Annotated in this window: 18 protein-coding genes; 8 read left to right on the forward strand and 10 right to left on the reverse strand. The window is 69.5% G+C overall.

All coding sequences use genetic code 11. The features are described 5' to 3' along the window. The first annotated feature begins 43 nt into the window (after window positions 1–43). The 5 genes from sucC (at window position 44) to GWK16_RS18420 (ending at window position 6,758) form a co-directional block, all read left to right on the forward strand. Complete coding sequence (gene sucC, locus GWK16_RS18400; RefSeq protein ID WP_170055442.1) at window positions 44–1,264, forward strand: ADP-forming succinate--CoA ligase subunit beta; 1,221 nt, start codon at window positions 44–46, stop codon at window positions 1,262–1,264. Between the two features lie 4 nt (window positions 1,265–1,268). Continuing rightward, on the forward strand, window positions 1,269–2,165 hold the full coding sequence (gene sucD, locus GWK16_RS18405) for a succinate--CoA ligase subunit alpha (protein WP_170055443.1): 897 nt from the start codon (window positions 1,269–1,271) through the stop codon (window positions 2,163–2,165). 160 nt (window positions 2,166–2,325) lie between these two features. After that, on the forward strand, window positions 2,326–5,202 hold the full coding sequence (locus tag GWK16_RS18410; RefSeq protein ID WP_170055444.1) for a 2-oxoglutarate dehydrogenase E1 component: 2,877 nt from the start codon (window positions 2,326–2,328) through the stop codon (window positions 5,200–5,202). Between the two features lie 31 nt (window positions 5,203–5,233). Next, on the forward strand, window positions 5,234–6,463 hold the full coding sequence (gene odhB / locus GWK16_RS18415) for a 2-oxoglutarate dehydrogenase complex dihydrolipoyllysine-residue succinyltransferase (protein WP_170055445.1): 1,230 nt from the start codon (window positions 5,234–5,236) through the stop codon (window positions 6,461–6,463). Between the two features lie 103 nt (window positions 6,464–6,566). Continuing rightward, on the forward strand, window positions 6,567–6,758 hold the full coding sequence (locus tag GWK16_RS18420; RefSeq protein WP_168044127.1) for a hypothetical protein: 192 nt from the start codon (window positions 6,567–6,569) through the stop codon (window positions 6,756–6,758). 74 nt (window positions 6,759–6,832) lie between these two features. Here the strand turns inward: GWK16_RS18420 and urtE are convergent, their stop codons facing one another. The 10 genes from urtE to GWK16_RS18470 all read right to left on the reverse strand — a co-directional run bounded on the left by urtE (window position 6,833) and on the right by GWK16_RS18470 (window position 17,755). Next, a complete protein-coding gene (gene urtE, locus GWK16_RS18425) occupies window positions 6,833–7,525 on the reverse strand; it encodes an urea ABC transporter ATP-binding subunit UrtE (RefSeq protein ID WP_170055446.1) in 693 nt (230 codons plus the stop codon). A 3-nt stretch (window positions 7,526–7,528) separates the two neighbouring features. Further along, window positions 7,529–8,266: an urea ABC transporter ATP-binding protein UrtD gene (gene urtD / locus GWK16_RS18430; protein ID WP_168043328.1), complete on the reverse strand. Its 738-nt coding sequence runs from the start codon at window positions 8,264–8,266 to the stop codon at window positions 7,529–7,531. Further along, window positions 8,263–9,330, reverse strand: coding sequence for an urea ABC transporter permease subunit UrtC (gene urtC / locus GWK16_RS18435; protein ID WP_170055599.1), 1,068 nt, complete (start codon window positions 9,328–9,330; stop codon window positions 8,263–8,265). The genes urtD and urtC overlap by 4 nt, the downstream gene beginning before the upstream one ends. 32 nt (window positions 9,331–9,362) lie before the next feature. Next, the gene (gene urtB / locus GWK16_RS18440) at window positions 9,363–10,925 is read right to left on the reverse strand and encodes an urea ABC transporter permease subunit UrtB (RefSeq protein WP_211187537.1); all 1,563 of its coding nucleotides are present in this window, start codon (window positions 10,923–10,925) and stop codon (window positions 9,363–9,365) included. After that, window positions 10,925–12,166, reverse strand: a complete 1,242-nt coding sequence (gene urtA / locus GWK16_RS18445; protein WP_209442335.1) for an urea ABC transporter substrate-binding protein — start codon at window positions 12,164–12,166, stop codon at window positions 10,925–10,927. Before urtA ends, urtB begins: the two co-directional genes overlap by 1 nt. Window positions 12,167–12,354: 188 nt before the next feature. Then, window positions 12,355–13,968, reverse strand: a complete 1,614-nt coding sequence (locus GWK16_RS25790) for a GMC family oxidoreductase N-terminal domain-containing protein (RefSeq protein WP_170055447.1) — start codon at window positions 13,966–13,968, stop codon at window positions 12,355–12,357. Further along, window positions 13,965–14,957, reverse strand: coding sequence for a Bug family tripartite tricarboxylate transporter substrate binding protein (locus GWK16_RS18455; protein ID WP_170055448.1), 993 nt, complete (start codon window positions 14,955–14,957; stop codon window positions 13,965–13,967). Before GWK16_RS18455 ends, GWK16_RS25790 begins: the two co-directional genes overlap by 4 nt. Before the next feature lie 73 nt (window positions 14,958–15,030). Then, the gene (locus GWK16_RS18460; RefSeq protein ID WP_170055449.1) at window positions 15,031–15,657 is read right to left on the reverse strand and encodes a DUF1345 domain-containing protein; all 627 of its coding nucleotides are present in this window, start codon (window positions 15,655–15,657) and stop codon (window positions 15,031–15,033) included. Beyond that, the gene (locus GWK16_RS18465; RefSeq protein ID WP_170055450.1) at window positions 15,657–16,637 is read right to left on the reverse strand and encodes a threonine ammonia-lyase; all 981 of its coding nucleotides are present in this window, start codon (window positions 16,635–16,637) and stop codon (window positions 15,657–15,659) included. Before GWK16_RS18465 ends, GWK16_RS18460 begins: the two co-directional genes overlap by 1 nt. Next, on the reverse strand, window positions 16,634–17,755 hold the full coding sequence (locus tag GWK16_RS18470; protein WP_170055451.1) for an NAD(P)/FAD-dependent oxidoreductase: 1,122 nt from the start codon (window positions 17,753–17,755) through the stop codon (window positions 16,634–16,636). Before GWK16_RS18470 ends, GWK16_RS18465 begins: the two co-directional genes overlap by 4 nt. A gap of 158 nt (window positions 17,756–17,913) precedes the next feature. On the opposite strand from GWK16_RS18470, the gene GWK16_RS18475 reads away from it, so the two are divergent. The 3 genes from GWK16_RS18475 (at window position 17,914) to GWK16_RS18485 (ending at window position 21,172) form a co-directional block, all read left to right on the forward strand. Further along, on the forward strand, window positions 17,914–19,275 hold the full coding sequence (locus tag GWK16_RS18475) for an ABC transporter substrate-binding protein (protein WP_170055452.1): 1,362 nt from the start codon (window positions 17,914–17,916) through the stop codon (window positions 19,273–19,275). 71 nt (window positions 19,276–19,346) lie between these two features. Continuing rightward, window positions 19,347–20,279 carry a carbohydrate ABC transporter permease gene (locus GWK16_RS18480; RefSeq protein ID WP_170055453.1) on the forward strand — a complete coding sequence of 311 codons (933 nt, stop codon included), beginning with the start codon at window positions 19,347–19,349 and terminating at the stop codon, window positions 20,277–20,279. Next, window positions 20,279–21,172 (forward strand): carbohydrate ABC transporter permease, encoded by an 894-nt coding sequence (locus GWK16_RS18485; RefSeq protein ID WP_170055454.1) that lies wholly within the window; start codon window positions 20,279–20,281, stop codon window positions 21,170–21,172. Before GWK16_RS18480 ends, GWK16_RS18485 begins: the two co-directional genes overlap by 1 nt. The last annotated feature ends 6 nt before the right edge of the window (window positions 21,173–21,178 follow it).

Consider the following 21,178-nt stretch of genomic DNA (forward strand, 5'->3'; position numbering starts at 1 on the left):
CGACGCCGGGCCCTTTTCCTGTCAGGCCAAGGGATCTCCGGGCATGAACATCCACGAATACCAGGCGAAGGAGCTGCTGCGCCGCTACGGCGTGGCCGTGCTCGACGGGCATGTCGCCTGGACGGCCGACGAGGCTGCCGCCGCGGCGAAGCAGCTGCCCGGCCCCGTCTATGTCGTGAAGTCCCAGATCCACGCCGGCGGCCGTGGCGCGGGGCGCTTCAAGGAAGACCCGAACGGCAAGGGCGGCGTGCGCGTCGTCAAGTCGATCGAGGACGTGAAGGCCGCCGCCGAGGCGATGATCGGCAAGACGCTGGTCACCAAGCAGACCGGCGAGCACGGCAAGGTCGTCTCCCGCGTCTATGTGGAAGACGGCTGCGACATCAAGCGCGAGCTCTACCTCGGCCTGCTGGTCGATCGCGCGACCTCGCGCGTCACCATCATGGCGTCCACCGAGGGCGGCATGGAGATCGAGGAAGTCGCCGAGCACCAGCCCGAGAAGATCCTGAAGGTGGCGGTGGACCCGGCCTCGGGCATCTCGGGCTTCCATTGCCGCAAGCTGGCCTTCGGGCTCGGCCTGCAGGGCAAGCAGGTGGCATCCTTCACGAAGTTCGTCACGGCGCTCTACGGCGCCTTCCTCGAGCTCGACTGCATGATCGTCGAGATCAACCCGCTGGTCGTCACCGGCGCGGGCGAGATCGTCGCCCTCGACGCCAAGGTGTCCTTCGACGACAGCGCGCTGTTCCGCCACAAGGACCTGGAAGAGCTGCGCGACGACAGCGAGATGGACCCGAAGGAGCTCGACGCGGTCAAGAACGACCTCAACTACGTCGCGCTGGACGGCGAGATCGGCTGCATGGTCAACGGCGCCGGCCTCGCCATGGCGACGATGGACATCATCAAGCTGTACGGGTCCTCGCCGGCGAACTTCCTCGACGTCGGCGGCACGGCGAACGCCGCGCGCGTGACCGAGGCGTTCCGCATCATCACCTCCGACCCGAATGTGAAGGCCATCCTGGTCAACATCTTCGGCGGCATCGCCAAGTGCGACATGATCGCCGAAGGCATCGTGGCGGCGAGCAAGAACCTCTCGCTGAAGGTGCCGCTGGTGGTCCGGCTCGAGGGCACGAATGTGGACCTCGGCAAGAAGATCCTGGCCGAGAGCGGCCTGACGATCACTGCGGCCGATAATCTCGCCGACGCTGCGCAAAAGGTCGTCGCGGCTGTGAAGCACAAGTACCCCGCGGCCGAGACGAAGGGAGCCTGACGCCATGGCCGTTCTGGTCGACAAGAACACCCGCGTCATGACCCAGGGCTTCACCGGGGCCCAGGGCACCTTCCACGCCAGCCAGGGCATCGCCTACGGCTCGACCTATGTCGGCGGCACCACGCCCGGCAAGGGCGGCACGATGCACCCCGAGCTGAACCTGCCGGTCTTCGACACGGTGGCCGAATGCGTCGCGAAGACGCAGGCCAATGCGTCGGTGATCTACGTCCCCGCCCCCTTCGCGGCGGATGCGATCCTCGAGGCGATCGACGCCGAGCTGCCGCTCATCATCTGCATCACCGAAGGCATCCCGGTGCTCGACATGGTGAAGGTGAAGCGGGCGCTCGGCGGGTCGAAGTCGATCCTGGTCGGGCCGAACTGCCCGGGCGTGATCACGCCGGAAGCCTGCAAGATCGGCATCATGCCGGGCCACATCCACAAGCGCGGGTCGGTCGGCGTGGTCTCGCGCTCCGGCACCCTGACCTATGAGGCGGTGGCGCAGACCACGGCCGCGGGCCTGGGTCAGTCCACCTGCGTCGGCATCGGCGGCGACCCGGTGAAGGGCATGGACTTCATCGACGTCCTCGAGCTGTTCCTCAAGGACGACGAAACCAAGTCGATCGTCATGATCGGCGAGATCGGCGGCCAGTCCGAGATCCTCGCGGCCGAGTACCTGAAGGCCGAGAATTTCGGCCCGGGCAAGCCGAACAAGCCCGTCGTCGGCTTCATCGCCGGCGCGACCGCCCCCCCGGGTCGCCGCATGGGCCATGCCGGCGCCGTCATCTCGGGCGGCAAGGACACCGCGGCCGCGAAGATGGAAGCTATGGCCGCGGCCGGCATCCATGTCGCGGACAGCCCCTCGGCGCTCGGTTCGACCATGGTGAAGGCCCTGAAGGGCTGACATCGCCCTCGGGCGGGGTGAAAGCCCTGCCACAAAGGGGCCATGCGCCCTATGTTAAGCGACGCCGCCGCACCCTTAAGGCAGGGGCGGCGGCGACCCGCACTTGATACCAACCCGACGTGACACCCGGCGGCGCCGTCCGCCGGCACGGAGAGACCCGATGGCCGGAGTTGACGTCCTCGCAACCGCGATGACCGGCGCGAATGCCGCCTATCTCGCGGACCTCTACGCCCGCTGGGCGGAAAATCCCGCCAGCGTCGATCCCTCCATGGCCGAGCTGTTCGGCGCGCTGAACGACGAGGCGCGCGCGGTTCTGACGGATGCGACCGGCGCCTCCTGGGCCCCGCGCATCCGCGGCGCCTTCGGCCCCGAGCCCGAGAAGCCGGCGCCGGTCAAGGGTGCCAAGGGCGCAGCCGCTGCCGCCGACCCCGAGGCGACGCGCCGCGCGGTGCTCGATTCCATTCGCGCGCTGATGCTGATCCGGTCCTATCGCGTGCGCGGGCACCTGGAAGCGCAGCTCGACCCGCTGGGCCTCACCCAGCCCAAGCCGCACCCGGAACTCGATCCGAAGACCTACGGCTTCACCGACGCCGACCTCGACCGGCCGATCTTCCTCGACATGGTCCTGGGGAAGGAGACGGCGACGCTGCGCGAGATCATGGCGATCTGCCGCGCCTCCTACTGCGGGTCGATCGGCGTCGAGTTCATGCACATCCAGGATCCGGAGCAGAAGTCCTGGATCCAGCGCCGCATCGAGGGCGCGCCCTGGCTCGCCGGCTTCGACGCCGCGGCCAAGAAGCAGATCCTGCAGGAGCTGACCGAGGCGGAGGGCTTCGAATCCTTCTGCGCGCGCAAGTTCGTCGGCACCAAGCGCTTCGGCCTCGAAGGCGGTGAATCCACCATCCCGGCGCTGGAAGCCGTGATCGAGACCGCGGCCAAGGGCGGCGTGAACGAGATCGCGATCGGCATGGCCCATCGCGGGCGCCTGAACGTGCTCGTGAACGTCGTGAAGAAGCCCTACGTGCAGGTCTTCTCCGAGTTCAAGGGCGTCGGCGCCAACCCTGACGACGTGCAGGGTTCGGGCGACGTGAAGTACCATCTCGGCACCTCGGTCGATGTCGAGATCGGCGGCCGCATGGTCCACCTGTCGCTGCAGCCGAACCCCTCGCACCTCGAGGCCGTCGATCCGGTCGTGGTCGGCAAGGTGCGCGCGCGCCAGGACATGGCGGGCGACACCAAGGGCCGCCGGTCCGTGATGGGCATCCTGCTGCATGGCGACGCGGCCTTCGCCGGCCAGGGCGTGGTCTATGAGACGTTGGCGATGAGCCAGCTCATCGGCTACCGCACCGGCGGCACGGTCCACATCGTCACCAACAACCAGATCGGCTTCACCACCGTCGCGGCGCATGCCTATTCGGGTCTGTACTGCACCGACATCGCGAAGTCCGTGCAGGCGCCGATCCTGCACGTGAACGGCGACGACCCCGAGGCGGTGGTCTTCTGCGCCCGCATGGCGGCCGAGTTCCGCATGCAGTTCGGCGCCGACATCGTGCTCGACATCGTCTGCTACCGCCGCCACGGTCACAACGAGAGCGACGAGCCGGCCTTCACCCAGCCGATCATGTACAACCGCATCAAGGAGATGCGGACGACCCGCACGCTGTACGCGGAACGCCTGGCGCGCGAGGGCTCGCTCAGCGCCGAGGATTCGAAGGCGATGTACGACGCCTTCAACGCGACGCTCGAGGACGCCTTCCAGGCCGCGCAGTCCTTCAAGCCGAACAAGGCCGACTGGCTGGAAGGCCACTGGACGGGCCTGAAGTCCGCGACCTCGGGCGAGGAGGTCGAGAAGCTGCACGACACCGCCGTGCCGCTCGACACGCTGCGCGAGGTGGGTGCGGCGCTCTGCCGCTACCCCGCCGACTTCAACGTCAATTCCAAGATCGCCCGCCAGCTCGAGGCCAAGAAGCAGGCCATCGAGACCGGGGAGGGCCTGGACTGGGCGACCGGCGAGGCGCTCGCCTTCGGCACGCTGCTGCTCGAAGGCCATCGCGTGCGCCTGTCGGGCGAGGACGTGCAGCGCGGCACCTTCTCCCACCGCCACGCCTATCTCATCGACCAGCGGACCCAGGCGGAATACGTCCCGCTGAACAACATCCGCGAGGGCCAGCCGAAGTTCGAGGCGTTCAACTCCCTGCTCGCGGAGTTCGGCGTGCTCGGCTACGACTACGGCTACACGCTCGCGGACCCGCACACGCTGGTGCTGTGGGAAGGCCAGTTCGGCGACTTCGCCAACGGCGCGCAGGTCATCATCGACCAGTTCATCGCCTCGGGCGAGACGAAGTGGCTGCGCATGTCGGGCCTGGTGATGCTGCTGCCGCATGGCTACGAAGGCCAGGGGCCGGAGCATTCCTCCGCACGGCTCGAGCGCTACCTGCAGCTCTGCGCCGAGCGCAACATGCGCGTCTGCAACTTCACAACGCCCTCGAACTACTTCCATGCGCTGCGCCGCCAGATCAAGGCGAACTACCGCAAGCCGCTGGTGCTGATGACGCCGAAGTCGCTGCTGCGCCACAAGCTGGCGGTCAGCTCGCTGGCCGATTTCGGCCCGGGCAGCGCCTTCCGCTACGTCATCCCCGAAATCGACGCGATCGCGCCCGAGGAACAGGTGAAGCGCGTCGTGCTCTGCACCGGCAAGGTCTACTACGACCTGCTGCAGGAACGCCGGGACAAGGGTGCCAACGACGTCGCCATCGTGCGCGTCGAGCAGATGTACCCCTTCCCGGCCAACAGCCTGGCCAAGGCGCTGGCGCCCTACAAGAACGCCGACGTGGTGTGGTGCCAGGAGGAACCCGAGAACATGGGCGCCTGGACCTTCATGGACCGGCGCATCGAGAAGGTCCTCAGGACCCTCGACATCAAGGCGAAGCGGCCCGAATTCGTGGGCCGCGAAGAAGCGGCGAGCCCGGCCACCGGCCTCGCCCGCATCCACCAGCAGCAGCAGGACGCCCTGGTGCGCGCGGCCCTCGGGCTCTGACGCGCGCCACGGCCATCAACGGACGGCAGACATGACCGACATCCTGGTTCCCACCCTCGGCGAGAGCGTTTCTTCCGCCACCGTCGCCCGCTGGCTCAAGAAGGCCGGCGAGGCCGTCGCGGCCGACGAGCCGCTGGTGGAGCTCGAGACCGACAAGGTGACGGTGGAGGTCAACGCGCCGTCCGCCGGCGTGCTGGAAGCGATCGCCGCGGCCGAGGGTGCCGAGGTTGCGCCGGGCGCGGTGCTCGGGTCCATCGCCGCGGGCGGCGGCGCCGCCGCCGCGAAGCCCGCCGCGCCGCCGCAACCGGTGGCTGCCGCCCCGGCCGTGCCGGCCGTCGAGACCCCACGCGCCGTCACCGGCCCGGTTGCCGTCCCCGGGACCCACGCACCGCTGCCCGCCGCGGCCAAGCTGATGGCCGAGACCGGCGCGTCCGCCGCCGCGATCGGCGCCGGCACCGGCAAGGACGGACGCATCACCAAGGGCGACGTGATGGACTTCCTCGCGCGTCCCGCCGCCGCCCCGGCCGCGGCCGCCGCGCCGAAGCCGCCCCGCGCGCTCGAGGCCGGCGAGGAGCGCGTGAAGATGACGCGCCTGCGCATGACCATCGCCCGGCGACTCAAGGAAGCGCAGAACACCGCCGCGATGCTCACCACCTTCAACGAGGTGGACATGGGCGCCGCGATGGCCCTGCGCGCCGAGTACAAGGAGGTGTTCGAGAAGAAGCACGGCGTGAAGCTCGGCTTCATGTCCTTCTTCGTGAAGGCCTGCGTCGCCGCGCTGAAGGAGTTCCCGGCGGTCAACGCCGAGATCGACGGCGACGAGATCGTCTACAAGCACTTCGTGCACATGGGCATCGCCGTCGGCGGCCCGTCCGGCCTGGTCGTGCCCGTGCTGCGCAATGCCGACACGCTGTCCTTCGCCGATATCGAGAAGTCGATCGGCGCCTTCGGCAAGAAGGCCCGTGACGGCGCGCTGAAGCTCGACGAGCTCGCCGGCGGGTCCTTCACCATCACCAATGGCGGGATCTACGGGTCGCTGATGTCGACCCCGATCCTGAACCCGCCGCAGTCCGGCATCCTGGGCATGCACAAGATCCAGGACCGCCCGATGGCGGTGGGCGGCAAGGTCGAGATCCGGCCGATGATGTACATCGCGCTGTCCTATGACCACCGCATCGTGGACGGGAAGGAAGCGGTCTCCTTCCTCGTGCGCGTGAAGGAGAGCATCGAGGATCCGCGCCGGCTGATGCTCGACATCTAAAGGCAACCACCACTGCCCGGGAGCGGCCCCGGCGACGGGGCCGCATTGGTCCCCCGTGCGCCGTCGCCGCGGCGGGACCCAATCATCAAGAAGGAGGTGTCACATGCGCAGCCGTGAAGGCCAGTTCTCCGACGCGCGTCCCATCCAGCGCAGCAAGGCCGAGAAGGAACGGCTCCTGCGCGAACTCCGCGACACGCTCGCGAGCCTCAAGCCGCACGCCTCGGCGTCGATGCGGACCACGCTGCAGGGGCGGATCCGGGAACTCGAGGCGGATCTGGGCGTCGCGAAGAAGTAAGGTTGGAGGAGCGCCGCCCCTCCAAGCCACCCCGCCGAGGGCCGAAAGGCCCTCGGAACCCGGGACCGGGTCCATTACACCGTCAGCAACCGCCGCACCGCCTCCTCGTCGAGTTCCCCCGGCGCCCCGGCCAGCGCCACCTCCCCGCGCACCATGATGGCGATGCGGTCCGCGAGGCTCCGGGCGAATTCGTAATACTGCTCCACCAGCAGGATCCCCATCCCGCGATCCCTCGCGAGATGCGCGATGACCTTGCCGATATCCTTGATGACGTTGGGCTGGATGCCTTCGGTCGGCTCGTCGAGGATGAGCAGCCGCGGTCGCGCGCAGAGCGCCCGCCCGATCGCCAGCTGCTGCTGCTGCCCGCCCGACAGGTCGCCCCCGCGCCGGCGCAGGAACTGCCGCAGGATGGGGAACAGATCGAAGACCTCCGCATCCACGCTCGACCCGCGCGGGGCGGCGGCGAGCGCGGTCTCGAGGTTCTCCTGCACCGTCAGGAAGGGAAAGATCTCGCGGCCCTGGGGCACGTAGCCGATGCCGGCGCGGGCACGTTCGGCGGGGCCGAGGCGCGTGATGTCCCGCCCTTCCCAGGTGATGCTGCCCGCCCCCACCCGCTCCAGCCCCATGATGGACCGCAGGAGGGAGGACTTGCCGACGCCGTTGCGGCCCAGCACGCAGGTCACCTTGCCCGGCTCGACGGCCAGGGAGACGCCGCGCAGGCAGAGGCTCGCGCCGTAGGAGAGATCGATCGCGCACACGTCGAGCATGTCTCAGCGCCCCAGATAGACCTCGATCACGCGCGGATCGTTCTGCACGTGGTCGATCGAGCCTTCGGACAAGACGCTGCCCTCATGCAGCACGGTGACGCGCCTCCCGAGGGCGCGGACGAATTCGAGGTCGTGCTCCACCACCACCACGCTGCGCTTGCCGGCGATGCCGACGAGCATGGCGGCGGTGTGCTCGGTCTCGGCATCCGTCATGCCGGCGACGGGTTCGTCCACCAGCAGCAGCTCCGGATCCTGGGCGAGCAGCATCCCGATCTCGAGCCACTGCCGCTGGCCGTGGGAGAGGATGCCGGCGGGATCGTGCGCGCGCTCGACCAGGCCGACCTCGGTCATCACCTGGCCGATGCGGTCGGCGGCTTCCCCGGTCAGGTGCCACTTGATGCAGGCGATGGGGCCGCGCGGGGCCTTCAGCGCGAGTTCGATGTTCTCGAACACCGTGAGGTCGTCGAAGACCGTCGGCTTCTGGAACTTCCGCCCGATGCCGAGATTGGCGATGGTCGGTTCGTCCAGCCGCGTCAGGTCCATGTCCCCGAAGCGGACGGTACCCGAGGTCGGGCGCGTCTTGCCGGTGATGACGTCCATCATCGTCGTCTTGCCGGCACCATTGGGGCCGATGATGGCGCGCAGCTCGCCGGGCTCGACGACGAGGGAGAGGTTGTTCAGCGCGCGGAAGCCGTCGAACACGACGGTGACGCCGTCGAGGTAGAGCGAGCGCCCCTTCATGCCCCGCGCCCCTTCTTCACCCGGTCGAACAGTCCGATCAGCCCGCGCGGCAGGAACAGCGTCACCGCCACGAACAGCCCGCCGAGCGCGAAGAGCCAGAGGTCCGGCGCCGCCGAGGTCAGCCAGGTCTTGAGCGCATTGACCGAGAAGGCGCCGAGCAACGCGCCCACCAACGTCCCGCGCCCGCCGACCGCGACCCAGATGACGGCCTCGATGGAGTTGCCGGGGCTGAACTCGCCGGGGTTGATGATGCCGACCTGTGGCACGTAGAGCGCGCCCGCGAGCCCCGCCAGCATGGCGGACAGGACGAAGGCGAACAGTTTGTGCCGCGTGGTGTCGTAGCCGAGGAAGCGCGCGCGGCTTTCGGCGTCGCGGATCGCGGTCAGCACGCGGCCGTACTTGGTGCGCGTCAGCGCCGCGCAGAGCAGCATCGATCCGACCAGCAGCACCAGCGAGGCATAGAACAGCACGGCGCGCGCCGAGGGCGTGCCGAGCGGCATGCCCAGCAGTTCCTTGAAGTCGGTGAAGCCGTTGTTGCCGCCGAAGCCCATGTCGTTGCGGAAGAAGGCGAGCATCAGCGCGTAGGTCATCGCCTGCGTCAGGATCGACAGGTAGACGCCGGTGATGCGGCTGCGGAAGGCGAGGAAGCCGACGACAAGCGCGAGCGCGCCCGGCACCAGCATCACCATCAGCATGGCGTAGGGGAAGGACTGGAAGCCGTGCCAGAACCAGGGCAGCTCGGTGTAGCCCAGGAAGACCATGAAGTCCGGCAACACCGGATGGCCATAGGCGCCGCGCGGCCCGATCAGCCGCATCAGGTGCATCCCCATCGCATAGCCCCCGAGGGCGAAGAACGCCCCGTGCCCGAGCGAGAGGATGCCCGCATACCCCCAGGCCAGGTCGAGCGAGAGCGCGAGCACCGCGTAGCAGATCCACTTCCCCGTGACGGAGACGATGAAGTCCGAGACGTGGAAGGCGCTGTCCCGCGGCAGCAGGTTGAGGATCGGCAGCGCCGCGAGCAGCAGCACCGCGATGATCAGCCCCGTGCGGATGCCAAGGCGCATCCGCGATGGCGGCGGGGCGGTCAGGGCGATGCTCACTGTTCCGCCGCCCGGCCCTTGAGGGCGAACAGGCCGCGGGGGCGGCGCTGGATGAAGACCATGATCGCCACCAGCACGAAGACCTTGGCCAGCACCACGCCGGCGAAGGGCTCCAGCATCTTGTTGACGACACCGAGCGTCATGGCGCCGACCAGCGTGCCGGCGAGCGACCCGACGCCGCCGAACACCACCACCATGAAGCTGTCGATGATGTAGCCGGTGCCGAGGTTGGGGGAGACGTTGTCGATCTGGCTGAGCGCGACGCCCGCGATGCCCGCGATGCCCGACCCGAAGGCGAAGGTCAGCGCATCGACGCGCCCGGTGCGGATGCCCATCGCCGAGGCGATGCGCCGGTTCTGCGTCACCGCCCGCATCTCGAGCCCGAAGCGGGTGAAGCGGATCGCCGCCACCGTCAGCGCGAGCACGGCCAGCGAGAAGACCAGGATCCACAGCCGGTTCTGCGTCACCATGACGCCGAGCGGCAGTTCCAGCGTGCCCTGCATCCAGGGCGGGCTCGAGACTTCGCGGTTCTGCGCCCCGAAGCCGAGCCGCACCGCCTGCTGGATCATCATGCCGACGCCGAAGGTCAGCAGCAGCGTCTCGAGCGGGCGGCCATACAGGTGCCGGATCAGCCCGCGTTCCAGCGCCGCGCCGCAGGCCGCGGCCACCAGGAAGGCCGCCGGCACCGACAGCGGCAGCGACCAGGACGCGAGGCCGGGAATGTCGCGCAGCGCCTCCTGCATGACGAAGGTCGTGTAGGCGCCGAGCATGACGAATTCGCCATGGGCCATGTTGATCACGCCCATGACGCCGAAGGTCACGGCCAACCCCAGGGCAGCGAGCAGCAGCACCGAGCCCAGCGACAGGCCCTGGAACAGCGTCTCGAAGGCGCGGCGGATGGTCAGGCGGCGGTCGATGGAGGCGATGGCGGCGTCGATCTCGCCGGCCAGCGCCGGGTTCGTCGCGCGCGCCTCGAGCAGGATGCCGCGCGCCTCGGCCGAGGAGGTCTCGCCAAGGGCTGCGATGCCGGCGCGCTTCGCCGCCTCGTCCGGGGAGGCCATGCGCGAGGCGGCAAGCGCGAGTTCCAGCCGCTCGCGCACCCGGCCGAGGCTCTCGCGCGCCAGCGCGGCCTCGAGCAGGGGGATGTTCTCCACGCTGCGGCTGCGGAAGACGGCCTCGGCGGCGGCAAGCCGCTCGGCCGGATCCGGCGAGACGAGCGAGAGCCGCCCGAGCGCGCCGCGCAGCGCCTGGCGCACCCGGTTGTTGATGCGCAGGGGCTCGGCGCCGGCGGGATCGGCCGCCGCGCCGGTCGCGACCTCGGTCACGCGGTCGCCCTCGCGGATCAGCAGCGTACCATCGGGGCGCTTGAGCAGCCGTCCGTCGGACAGCGCCCGCAGGATGGGCACGGCGCGCGGATCACCCAGCGCGCCGAGCCGGTCGGCCGCCTCGGCCTGCTGCGCGAAACCTCCACCAAGGCCAGGCAGCGCGTCGGAGAAGGCGTCCTGCGCGCGCCCGGTCAGGGGCGCGAGCAGGAGCAGCAGGACGAGGAGGAGACGCATCAGCCGCGGCGGCGGTTCGCGTTCTCGGGGATGAACTGCGACCAGTTCTCCGCCGGGACGACGGTCGGCGTCTTCCAGACGATGTTGAACTGGCCGTCCGCCTGGACCTCACCGATCATCACCGGCTTGGACAGGTGGTGGTTCGGCAGCATCTTCTCGGTGTAGCCGGCGGGTGCCGCGAATTCCTGGCCGATCACCGAGGTCCGGACCGCGTCGACCGCCGTCGTGCGCGCGGCGGCCACGGCCTGGGCCCACATGTTGAAGCCGGTGTAGGTGGCCTCCATCGGGTCGTTGGTCACGCGGCGCGGGTTCTTGATGTAGGCCTGCCAGAGGTTCTTGAACTCGGTGTTCGCCGGCGACTGCACCGACATGAAGTAGTTCCAGGCGGCCAGATGGCCCACCAGCGGGCGGGTGTCGATGCCGGCGAGCTCTTCCTCACCGACGCTGAACGCGACGCAGGGGATGTCCTCGGCCTTGATGCCCTGGTTGCCGAGCTCGCGGTAGAAGGGAACGTTCGCGTCGCCGTTGATGGTCGACACGATGGCGGTCTTCTTGCCCTGGTTGGCGAAGGCCTTCACGCGCGTGACGATGCCCTGCCAGTCGCTGTGACCGAACGGTGTGTATTCCTCCATGATGTCGGCATTGCCGATGCCCTTGGAGTTCAGGAAGCCGCGCAGGATGCGGTTGGTGGTGCGCGGATAGACGTAGTCGGTGCCGAGCAGGACGATGCGCTGCGCGCCGCCGCCATCGGCCGACATCAGGTATTCCACCGCGGGGATCGCCTGCTGGTTCGGCGCGGCGCCGGTGTAGAAGATGTTGCGGCTCTCTTCCTCGCCCTCGTACTGGACGGGGTAGAAGAGCATGCCGTTCAGCTCCTCGAAGACCGGCAGGACGGACTTGCGGGACACCGAGGTCCAGCAGCCGAAGGTCACGTCGACCTTGTGGACCTGCAGCAGCTCGCGCGCCTTCTCGGCGAACAGCGGCCAGTTGGAGGCGGGGTCGACCACCACCGCCTCGAGCCGCCGTCCGAGCAGGCCGCCCTTGCTGTTCTGGTATTCCACCATCATCAGCACGGTGTCGCGCAGCGCGGTCTCGGAGATCGCCATGGTGCCGGACAGCGAGTGCAGCACGCCGATCTTGATCGGGGCCGACTGCGCCATCGAGGGACGGATCGCGGGGGCTGTCAGGGCGGCGCCGAGACCCGCGAGGGCGGCGCGGCGGGTAAGGGTGGGTCGGGTCAAGGTCTGCCTCCGTGCGGATGTCGCGCCGACGCCATCGGCGGCGCGTTGGTCCGGCAGGGTGAGGCAGCGAAATCCGTGCCAGCGTATCCGGCAGGCGGAAACGGTTCGTGTATGCAAAATTCGCCCAATCGGCAGGCAGTCCGCTCAGGTCGCGGGCAGATACCGCCCACGACCCGGGTGCGGCTGCCTTATCGGGCGGCGGCGTCGGCCCGAATGAACGCCGCTGCCCGTTCGGCGACCAGCATCACCGCCGGCTGGATGTTGGGCGAGGGGATCAGCGGGAAGGCGGAAGCATCGGCCACCCGCAGCCCCGCAACCCCGCGTACTCGCAGTTCCGGGTCCAGCACCGCCATCGGATCGGTGCCCATCTTCGCCGTGCCGCAGGGATGGAACACGGTGCCGGCGGTGGCGCGGATACTCTCGAGCAGCGCTTCGTCGGTCGTCGCCGCCGGGCCGGGCCGCAGCTCCTCCTCGATCAGCGACGCGAGCGGCGCCTGCGCCGCGACCTTCCGCCCGAGACGCGCCGCGCCCAGCATGACGCGGATGTCGTTCGGGTGATCGAGGTAGTTCGGCCGGATGCCCGGCTTGTCCCGGACATCGGGGGATTTGAGGAAGACCTCCCCGCGGCTGTCGGGCCGGCAGACGCCATAGTTGAACATGAAGCCCGGGAAGTCCTGCAGGCCCTTCATGTAGTCGAAGGTGGAGAAGTTCACGAAGAGGAACTGGATCTCCGCTTCCTCGGCGCCCGGCGTGACGCGCGCGAAGGCGTTGGCCTCGCCCGCGCCGATCGCAAGGGCGCCCGCGCGCGACACCAGGTAGTCGAGCCCCATCTTCGCCTTGCGGAAGGGCGATTGCAGGATCTCGTTCAGCGTGCCGCAGGGCCTGGACCGATAGATGAACTTCGCGATCAGGTGGTCCTGCAGGTTCCGACCCACGCCCGGGCTGTGATGGACCACCGGGATGCCGAGCGCCTGCAACGCCGCACCGTCGCCGATGCCCGAGAGCATGAGCAGTTTCGGCGTCTCGATCGCGCCGGTGGAACAGACGATCTCCCGCGTCGCGCGGAAGGTCACGGGCTGGCCATCCTGCAGCGCCTCGACCGCGACGGCGCGGCCATCCTCCACGACGATGCGGCGCGCCAGCACGCCGGTCGCGACGCGCAGATTGCCGCGTTTCATCGCGGGCCGAAGGTATTCGCGCGCCGTGGAGGACCGCCGCCCGCCATTCACGTTGAGCTGGACCGGCCCCGCGCCGTCGATCGGCGTGCCGTCGTTCCAGTCGCGGTTGCGCGGCAGGCCGGCGGCGACGCAGGCCTCGACGAAAGCGGCCGCCGCGGGCGCCAGGCGGCGCGGCTCGCGCACATGGATCGCGCCGGCGCTGCCGCGCGCGGGGTCGGGCGCGCCGTCCCAATGCTCGATGCGGCGGAAAACGGGCGCGACGTCCTCATGGGACCAGCCACGCGCGCCGGACTGCGCCCAGCGATCGTAGTCGTTGGGGCTGCCGCGCAGGAAGACCAGGCCGTTCACGCTGCCCGACCCGCCCAGCACCTTGCCGCGCGGCCAGTGGATGCTGCGGCCGTTCAGGTTGGGCTCGGGTTCGGTCAGGTAGTCCCAGTCGTAGCGCTTGCTGCCATAGAGCTTCGCATAGCCCGCCGGCAGGCTGATCCAGATGTCGCGGTCGGGCGGTCCTGCTTCGAGCAGCAGGACGCGACAGCCGGGATCTTCCGACAGCCGCGCCGCCACGATGCAGCCGGCGGACCCGCCGCCGACGACGATGACATCCGCGGTTCGTGTATCGCTCACAGTTCCATCCGTACGCCGGTGCGCTCGACCACGCCCTTGAACTTGTCGAGCTCGGCCTGGAAGAAGGCACGGGCGTCGGCGGGGGTGTTCGGCCGCGTGTAGGCGGTGATGCCCGCCACGAGGAAGCGTTCCTGCAGCTGCGGGTCGCGCAGCGCGCTGTTGATGGCGCGGTTCAGCGTCTCGGTCACCGCGGGCGGCATGCGCGGCGGGCCGATCACCGCGAACCAGTTGCCGATGTCGAAGCCGGGCATGCCGGATTCCGCGAGCGTCGGCGTATCCGGGAAGGTCGGGAAGCGCTCGAGCCCGGTGATGGCGATGCCGCGCACGCGGTTGTCGCGCAGCTGCGCGGCCGCCGAGGCGAGCACCGCCACGCCCCAGGCGGTTTCCCCGCGCGCGATGCTCTCGACCATCAGTCCGCCCGAGCGGTAGGGAATGTGTTCGAACTTGCCGCCGAGGCCGAGCGCCACGGCGACGGATTCGGCCGCGAAATGCGGAATCGACCCGACGCCCGAGGACGCATAGGGCAGCCTGTCCTGCGGCCCCGCGCGCAGCTTCGCCACCGCCTCCGCCGCGTTGGCGGCGGGGAAGTTCGGCGCCGCGATCATGATGAGCGGCCCGTTTGCGGCGATGGCCACGTGGGTGAAGTCGTCCATCGGATTATAGCGGGTGCCCCCGGCGACCGCGTGGGGAATGAGGGCGTGGGACGACGCCTCGTTCAGCATCAGGATGGTCCCGTCGGGCTGCTGCCGCCGCAGCCATTCCGATGCGACGGTGCCGGAGGCGCCGGGCCGGTTCTCCACCACGACGCGCGCATTGGGCCCAAGGAAGCCCTGCATGCGATCGGCCAGCAGCCGCGCCGTGATGTCGGTCGACCCGCCGGGCGAGAAGCCGCTGACCAGCGTGATCGGCCGGTCGGGCAGGCCCTGCTGGGCGTGCCCGACAGCGGGCACGGCAAGGGTCGCTGCGGCGAGCAGGCTGCGGCGGTTCATGCTGGGCGTCTCCCGTCGTGGTTCTGGTTCTGCGCGCAGGGAAGCGCCGAACGCGTCCCGGGGCAAGCCGCCCTCAGCCCGCCGCACTGCCCGCCAGCAGGTTCACCGCGACCCCCAGGATCGCCGCATTGAAGGCGAAGGAGGCGAGCGCATGGGCCAGCACCATCCGCCGCATCGCCGGGGAGGAGGTCGTCACGTCCGAGACCTGCGCCGTCATGCCGACGGTGAAGGCGAGGTAGAGGAATTCCATCCAGTCCGGCTCGAGCCCGCCGGGGAACTCCAGCCCACCTTCGGACAGCGCATAGACATGGGCGTAGTGCGCGGCGAAGTGCACGTGCAGGTAGCCCCAGGACAACACGATCGCCGCGATGCCGAGGGCGAGCGAATAGCCAGCCCGCGGCGTGCCGCCGATCTCCCCCACCACGCCGACGAGGGCGGCGAGCGCGGCCGCCAGGGTCACCAGGGTGATGGTCCAGCGACTGTCCTCGAGCTGTTCGGCATGGCGGCGCATCGCCTCGGCCGGCGTCAGCGCCAGGTGGCGCAGCAACAGCACCACATGCGCCGACGCGCCGGCGCACCAGCCGAGCAGCAGTGCCGCACGCAACGTGAAATCCGGAATGCGCGTCGCGACGATGCTCACCACGATCAGCACGGCCAGCGCCACCACCAGCCCAGGGCGGTGGCGCAGCCGGAATCGCATCAGGCCGCGAGCGCCCGCGCGAAGACGGCGGGGTCGGCATTGCCGCCGCTGACCACCACGCCGATCACGCCGCCCTTCGCGGCGACCTTGCCGGCCAGCACAGCGGCGAGCGCCACGGCGCCGCCGGGCTCGATGACGATCTTCAGGTGCTCGAAGGCGAAGCGCATGGCGCGGAAGACCTCGGCTTCGGTCACCGCCACGCCGCCCGCCAGATGGCGGTGGTTGATCGGGAAGGTGATCGCCCCGGGCTGCCGCGACAGCAGCGCGTCGCACAGCCCGCTGCCGGTCACCGTATTGGGCAGGCGACGGCCGGCCTCGAGCGAGCGCTTGGTGTCGTCCCATCCCTCGGGCTCGACGGCATAGGCCTCGGTGCGCGGCGACAGCGCCTCCAGCGCGAGGACGCAGCCCGCGGTCAGCCCGCCACCACCGGTGCAGACCGCGAAGGCGTCGAGGGCGAGGCCCAGCGCCTGCGCATCCTCGAGCAGTTCGAGCGCGACAGTCCCCTGCCCCGCGATGACGTGCGGATGGTCGAAGGGCGGGATGACGGTCGCGCCGCGTTCCACGGCCAGCGTCGCGGCCAGCGCGTCGCGATCCACCCCGTGCCGGTCGAAGGGCACGATCTCGGCCCCCCAGCGCCGCGTCGCGTCGACCTTGATGGCCGGCGCGTCCGACGGCATGGCGATGGTCGCCGCCATGCCGAGCATGTGCGCCGCCGCCGCGCAGGCCTGCCCGTGATTGCCGGAGGAATGGGTGACGATGCCCCCGCGCCGCGCCTCCGGATCCATCAGCAGCGCCGCGTTGGTCGCGCCCCGCAGCTTGAAGGACCCGGTGCGCTGCAGCGGCTCGGGCTTCACCAGCACGGTCGCGCCGGTGACCTCGTCGAGCCGGCGGTGGCGCAGCAACGGCGTCCGCACGATACGCCCGGCGAGCCGCGCCGCAGCGTCGCGGACGTCGTCGAAGGTGGGTGCCGTTTCATTCATGCCGCTTCCCTCCGGGCAAAACGCAGCGGGTCGCAGAGCGCCACCGCGGCGCCGAGCTCGCCGGGGTCCTGCCCCGCCACCAGCGCCGCGAGCAGGCGACCCGCCGCCGGCGCCGTCTGCATCCCATAGCCGCCCTGACCCACCATCCAGAAGAAGCCGCGCTCCGCCCCCTCCCCGATCGCGAGGCCGCGGTCGGGCGTGAAGGTCCTCAGACCGGCCCAGCGGTGCTCGACGCGCGAGACGGGAATGTCGAGGGCCTGCTGCATGCGGTCGACGGCGATCGCGACGTCGAGCTCGTCCGGCTGCGCGTCGCAGGGATCGCTGTCGATCTCGTCGGCGGGGCTGACCATCAGCTTCCGCCGCGCCTCGGCGCGCGCATACCAGGTGTGGCCGGCATCGCCGAGCAGTGGCCAGTCGGCGCAGTCATGCGGGCCGGGATCGACGATGCAGGCGGTGCGACGCTTCGGCTGAAGGCCGATCGGAGCAAGGCCCGCGATGCGCGCCACCTCGTCGCCCCAGGCGCCGGCGGCGTTCACCACCACCGGGGCGGTGAAGACGGCGCCGGAGGATGTCTCGGCATGCCACCGCCCGTCCTTGCGCCAGATCCGCCCGGCCCGGCTGCGCAGCGCGAGCACCCCGCCCGCCATGCGTGCCTGGCGCAGGAAGCCCTGGTGCATGGCGGCGACATCGATGTCGAAGCAGTCGGCCTCGACCGCGGCCATCGCCGCATAACCGGGGCGCAATGCCGGCACCTGCGCCTGCACCTCGGCGACGGAGATTTCCCGCATGTCATCGCCGCCGGCGATCATCTCGCGCAGGTGCTCCACCTGGTCGGCCGGCGCCAGATGGATCACCGGACGCGCATGCATCAGCGGCGCATCCGCGAAGCCGGCCGGCGGCGCTTCGAAGAACGCGCGCGAGGCCGCGGTCAGGATACGCGCATCCGGACTGCCGTAGTTGCGGATCCAGATGGCCGCGGAACGGCCTGTCGCGTGGTATCCGGCGCTTTCCTCGGCTTCCAGCAATGCAACGCGGTGATTGCCTGAAAGATGTGCAGCGGCCGTGGCGCCGGCGATGCCAGCGCCGACCACGATGGCGTCGAAGTGATGTTGGTCCATGGCGGCGGAGCCTGCCCCCTGTGCCTAAGTCGGGCAAGTGGAGAGGAAGACACGTCCTTCCGGGTTGCCATGCCCAATTCTCCCTGACTAACTTGCCGGTTACCGACAAGCGGGCCCCTCAGCGAGGTCCGCCCCGGGGAGAGAACGGAAGGGAAAGCATGTCCAAGCACGGGATCACCCGGCGCAAAGTGCTGCGCAATGGGGCTGGCGTTGTGGCGGCGACCGCGGTCGGCGCGCCGATGGTGCACGCACAGGGCACGAGCGGCAGCCTGCGCTTCGCCTTCTGGGACCACTGGGTCCCCGGCGGCAACGATGCGCTGAAGGAACTCGCGCAGCGGTTCGGCGAGCAGAACCGCGTCAACATGACGCTCGACTTCATCAACACCACCGGCAACCAGCTGCAGTTGACCATCGCGGCGCAGGCGCAGTCGCGCAGCGGCCATGACGGCATCAGCCTGCTGCCCTGGGATCCCGGCACCTATGCCGACCAGCTCGAGCCCTGCGACGACGTCATGCAGCGGCTGTCCGCGAAGTACGGCCCGGTGAACCCGGTCGCCGAGTTCCTCGCCAAGCGTGGCGGCGCCTGGCGCGGCGTCCCGGCCACGGCCGGCACGCAGGCCAAGCCGGCCTGTGCGCGGTTCGACCTGCTGAAGCAGCATGCCGGCATCGACATCCGCGAGATGTGGCCGGCCGCCAACCGCGCCGGCCCCGGCGCGGACCGCTGGACCTGGGACACTTTCCTCACCGCCGCGGAGGCCTGCCACAAGGCCGGCGTCCCGTTCGGCCTGCCGATGGGCCAGTTCACCGACGCGGTCGACTGGGTCGGCGCGGTGTTCCTCGGCTACGGCGCGCGCGTGACGGATGAGCGGGGCAACCCGACCATCCGCAACAATCAGGAACTCCGTCAGGCGATCGACTACCTGGTGCGCCTGTCGCGCTTCCTGCCCAACGACGTCTGGGCGTGGGACGACGCGTCGAACAACCGGGCGCTCATCTCCGGCCGCTCGGCGCTGATCTTCAACCCGCCCTCGGCCTGGGCGGTGGCGAAGCGCGACGCGCCGCAGGTGGCGGAGAACTGCTGGACCATCCCGATGCCGGCCGGCCCCAAGGGCCGCTTCCTGGCCTACCTGCCCTACGTCACGGGCATCTGGTCCTTCGGGCGCAACAAGACGGCGGCGAAGGCGTTCCTCGAGTTCATCACCCAGCGCGAGAACGCCGAGCTCTGCGTCAACAAGTCGCAGGGCTACGACATCCCGCCCTTCCTCAGCATGTCCGACTTCAAGGCGTGGGAGACGGAAGGCCCGCCGGTGGGGACCATCTTCAACTATCCGCTGAAGGCGCATCACCAGGCGACCTATTCCATCGCCTTCTCGCCGGCGCCGCCGGAACTGGCGCAGCAGATGTACCTCCAGGCGCTCAATACGAAGGTCGTCGCCCGCATCGCCCAGGGCGGCGAATCGGTGGACAGCGCGCTCGGCTGGCTCGAGCGCGAGATCAACAACATGCGTCGCGGCGGCTGACGCCACGAAAGAAGACGACCCCGGGGCACGGTGCCCCGGGGCCTGTCCACGACAACAGGGAGGTACCGGGGATGGCTGATGGCGGCGCCGCCACACTTCCGCGGATCGAGGCGCCGGGCGGCGCCTCGCTGAAGCGCTTCGCCAGGCGACGGTCGACCATCGCCTTCCTCATGACGTTGCCGCTGATCGCGGTGATCGGCGGCCTCGTGGTCTGGCCGGCGGGCTACGCGATCCACCTCGCGACGCTGAACCGGCGCATGACGTCCTTCATCGGCCTCGGGAACTTCGAGATCCTCCTCGAATCCGAGACCTTCCGGATGGTCATCTTCCAGTCGGTCTTCTTCGCGATCACCGCGGTGATCCTGAAGGCGGCGATCGGCTTCTGGCTCGCGCACATGCTGCACCACATCCCGGCGAACGGGCAGCGCAAGTGGCGCGGCATGCTGCTGGTGCCCTGGGTCATCCCGCCGGCGCTGTCCACCCTCGGCTGGTGGTGGATGTTCGAGCCGACCTATTCCTCGATCAACTGGATCCTCAACATCTTCGCGATCCCCTCGGTCCCCTGGCTCGGCGAGCCGTGGTGGGCGCGGATCAGCGTCATCATCGTGAACGTGTGGTACGGCGCGCCCTTCTTCATGATCATGTACCTCGCGGCGCTGAAGTCGGTGCCCGAACAGCTCTATGAAGCGGCGGCGATCGACGGTGCGACGTCCTGGCAGCGGCTGCGCTACGTGACCCTGCCGATGATGCGCAACATCATCTCGATCACCGTGCTGTTCAGCCTGATCGTCACCTTCGCGAACTACGACATCGTCCGCGTGCTGACGAACGGCGGGCCGCGCGACCTGACGCATGTCTTCGCGTCCTACGCCTTCCAGGTCGGCATCCTGGCCGGCAACATCCCGCGCGGCGCGGCGGTGTCGCTGTTCATGTTCCCGATCCTGGCGATCATCGCCTTCTTCGTGCTGCGCGGCGTCAATCGCCGGAACAAGGAGGAGGCGTGATGTCCGCCACCACCATCCCCGTGAAGCAGGGCATCTACCACAAGGCCGGCAGCCTCCGGCGCGAGCGCCGCTGGGCGCTCTGGACCGCCTACCTCTCGCTGATCGTCTCGGCGATCATCATGCTCGCCCCGCCGGTCTACATGCTGCTCACCAGCCTGAAGACCAGCGCCGAGGTGGCCGACCAGTCGGGTTCGCCCTGGTGGGTGAGCAGCCCGACGCTCGAGAACTACTGGGCGCTGCTCGGCAACCGGATGTTCATCGACTTCTTCCTCAACAGCGCGAAGGTCACGATCGCCGTGGTCGCGCTGACGATGGTGATCTCGGTGCTCGCCGCCTTCGCGCTCGGGCGGATGCGGTTCTGGGGCAGCCAGGCGCTGGCGACGGGCGTGTTCCTCACCTACCTGGTGCCGGACACGCTGCTGTTCATCCCGCTGTACCAGATCGTCGGCGGGCTCGGGCTGCTCGACAACGCCTGGGGCCTCGTCCTCGTCTATCCGACGCTGACGGTGCCCTTCTGCACCTGGATCATGATCGGCTACTTCGCCTCCATCCCGAAGGAGCTGGACGAGGCGGCGCTGATCGACGGCGCCAACTGGATGCAGATGCTGTGGAAGATCTTCATCCCCGTGGCGCTGCCCGGCATCATCGCGGCGACGATCTTCGCCTTCACCGTGTCCTGGGCGGCCTTCGTCTATCCGACCGCCTTCATCACCTCCCCGGCCGAGATGCCGATGACCATCGGCGTCGTCTCCCAGCTGATCCGCGGCGACACCTTCGCCTGGGGCCAGCTGATGGCGGGCGCGCTGCTGGCGGCGCTGCCGCCGGTCGTCATCTATGCCTTCCTCATGGATTACTACATCGCCGGCCTCACGGCAGGCGCAACGAAGGGCTGATTCCAC

The sequence above is a fragment of the Neoroseomonas marina genome (assembly GCF_012927745.1).
Lineage (GTDB): Bacteria > Pseudomonadota > Alphaproteobacteria > Acetobacterales > Acetobacteraceae > Neoroseomonas > Neoroseomonas marina.